We start from the raw sequence: 2,721 nt of genomic DNA, 5'->3' as shown, positions 1-2,721 counted from the left end.
GTAGAGACGGGCAGGGGGAGCGGGCCTGAGTTGAAGGCGGCGGCCAGAAATGCCAGCGTATTCCTTGAGCGTCTTAGTCCGCGCCCGTCAAAACAACGGGGCAAGTCCTCACAATCCGGCAAGACCTCATCCACATTACAGGAGGGGCAACGCAAGGCGGTGCGGGCGGCTCTTCTGGCAGGGGTGGCGCCGGCACAAGTCGCGAAGCACTTCGGCCTTCCGTTTGCCGCTGTCCGAAAGGTGCTTGAGGAGACCGCGTAGGCTTCCAGGTCGAGCAGGCACGCTCCCAACCTGGTTGACATTCGAACACCCGTTCCTCAGCCTCACTGAGAGCCTCTGACTTTTAATCAGAGGGCCCCGGGGTTCGAGTTCCAGCGCGCTCACCAACAATATCAAAGGGTTACCGGCATCCGCCCTTTGAGCTTTTCTTTCCCGTGCGCACCACGTGCACACCGACGAGGCAGCGCGAGAGACAGAACAGAGGAATCATAATCCTTGTGTCGGGGGTTCAAATCCCTCCTCCGCTACCATCTCTAAGTGGCTGAACTTGAATCGTAAAATTCAAGTTCTAAAGAAGCTGATTTCTCCTTGGTATGAGCGCGAAGCGAGGCCTCCATACCAAGCTTATACCAACGGCCGTTTCCAGAGATTCGACGGCATCCCGCGAAATTCTGTCTCCAATCTATGGCGTGGTCGCCCGACTGCGGGCGCACCGTCAAACCGGAAATTATTTCTGGTTTAATGGGCTTCCATGGCTCTCAGGGGAGGAGCGCGGCACATAATCAGCACGCTCAGCGCCTTTGAACTTCGTTTTGCAACATCATGGTTGAACATATACCCGGATTGAGTGCTTATAGGCACAGGAACGCTAGTGATAGACATGCCGCGGGTTAACCCTGATATCCTTATATGGGCACGTGAGAGCGCCGGTCTCTCCCGTGAGGATGCCGCGCGCGCGCTCGGCTTGGCTGGGCCTGAAAGGCTGGCCGACCTGGAATCTGGCCAGCGAGAGCCTACCCGTACACAGCTTAATCGAATGGCCGATAAGTACCGCCGTTCCTTGGTGACGTTCTACCTCCCGCGCCCACCAGCCGCGGCCCCGCGGACCCACGATTTCAGGACAATGGTGGACCGGGAACCAGACGTCCAAGCGCGCGTCGAGGCACTGGTACGAGAGATTAAAGTTCGCCAAGCGATCGTGCGGGGAGCGCTCGAAGAGGTTGAGGAGGCGGATCCGCTCCCCTTCGTCGGCTCCGTTCAGGGCAACCAAGGCCCTCGTGTGATCGCCGCCACTATCTTGCAGACGTTGCGGTTCAACCTTGATGAGTATCGTTGTCAGCCGACTATTGAGGCCGCATTCAGGCTTCTGCGTGAAGCGGTAGAAAGCATTGGCGTCTACGTCATGCTGATGGGCAATCTCGGCCACCACACCACGAACATCAGCCCAAGAGTATTCCGGGGCTTTGCGCTGGCTGATGACGTCGCGCCTTTTATCGTGATCAACGAAAATGATAGTCATTCCGCATGGACATTCACGTTGATTCACGAGTTGACGCATGTGTTCTTGGGTCAGTCCGGTATCAGCGGATATGACGGAGATCAGGACATTGAGCAGCTCTGCGATGAGGTCGCCGCCTGTTTCCTTCTACGGCCTGGTGAACTGCAAGAGATAGACGCGCGCCGCCTCACGAACGATGCGCTAGTGGAGCAGATCAGTGAGTTCGCTCGAACCCGTCGCGTAAGCCGGAAGATGGTCGCGTTCAACCTTCGCAAGACTGGAGCCATTAACTGGGATCGATACCAGGAACTGTCCGCTCGGTTTGATGCGGAGCGTCTCGAAGCCGCTGCCCGCCCTCAGAGAGACGGAGCCCCAGACTATTACGTTGTCCGGCGCCATCGAATGGGCCCTGGCCTTACTCGGCTGGTCGAACGCATGATCGGAATCGGGGTTCTTACGTCTACAAAGGCGGGTCGAATCCTTGGCGTTAATCCCACCGCAGTCGGCAGAATGGCCGCCAGCAATCGAGCGGCATGAGGCTGACACTTGGTCTATCTACTCGACGCAGACACCCTCATAACAGGTGATCGAAACGCCTATCCTGTGGCTCGTTTCCCGGCTGTCTGGGAATGGCTGCTCTTTCAGGGGACGAGCGGCCGAGTTCGGATTCCAGTCGAGCAATATGAGGAGGTCGTCCGAGGCCGAGGGGACTTGGTCGATTGGCTGCGGGTGCCTGAACACAAGGAGGCCTTGGTTCTCGGCGAGGATGCCGATCTCGAACTCGTCCAGCGTGTCCTTGAAGAAGGATATGGCCCGAATGTGAATGAGGAGGAGATTGAGGAGATCGGGCGCGACCCGTTCCTGATCGCTCATGCGATGGCATGTCCTGGAGAGCGAACTGTCGTGACGTTTGAAGTCTCTGCCCCAAGCCGGCGAAGAGCTCGACGTAAGGTGCCAGACGTTTGCGCACAATTTGGTGTTCCGTGCATCAACTTATTCGGCTTGATCCGGCTTCTCGACTTCACAACGGATTGGGAGCCACCTCAGCCAGTCGACGAAGCTGCCTAACGTCGATCTCCGCCTCAACGACCCGGACCTAAGAGTCTGACTCAGAAAGACCGTTCTGGTTTCAGGGCCTTACAAGCCTTCTGGTCAGTATCCGGATATGGGCGATGAAGACCCAGGCCACCGCGCTCTCAATGGAGGCTTCGAAGTCCTTGGCC

The 2,721-nt window shown here is 57.6% G+C and carries 2 protein-coding genes and 2 pseudogenes; 3 read left to right on the top strand and 1 reads right to left on the bottom strand.

Annotated features, from left to right (window positions below):
• From ACS5Q1_RS47455 to ACS5Q1_RS47445, 3 genes and pseudogenes are all read left to right on the top strand, one after another.
• Positions 1-261 (top strand): annotated as a pseudogene (locus ACS5Q1_RS47455) (hypothetical protein); the annotation flags it as partial.
• 619 nt (positions 262-880) lie between these two features.
• On the top strand, positions 881-2,035 hold the full coding sequence (locus ACS5Q1_RS47450) for an ImmA/IrrE family metallo-endopeptidase (RefSeq protein ID WP_473104713.1): 1,155 nt from the start codon (positions 881-883) through the stop codon (positions 2,033-2,035).
• Positions 2,036-2,101: 66 nt separating this feature from the next.
• The gene (locus tag ACS5Q1_RS47445; protein ID WP_473104714.1) at positions 2,102-2,566 is read left to right on the top strand and encodes a DUF4411 family protein; all 465 of its coding nucleotides are present in this window, start codon (positions 2,102-2,104) and stop codon (positions 2,564-2,566) included.
• Positions 2,567-2,627: 61 nt separating this feature from the next.
• On the opposite strand, the pseudogene ACS5Q1_RS47440 reads toward ACS5Q1_RS47445, so the two are convergent.
• Positions 2,628-2,721 (bottom strand): annotated as a pseudogene (locus ACS5Q1_RS47440) (IS5/IS1182 family transposase); the annotation flags it as partial.

The sequence above is a fragment of the Microvirga sp. GN3 genome, from assembly GCF_055792825.1.
Note: the sequence above shows the minus strand (reverse complement) of the source record. Positions and strands in the feature narration are given on the sequence as shown.

Excerpts from the sequence above, each read along its gene's own strand:
- ACS5Q1_RS47450 (WP_473104713.1), top strand. The coding sequence starts at position 881 with ATGCCGCGGGTTAACCCTGATATCCTTATATGGGCACGTGAGAGCGCC.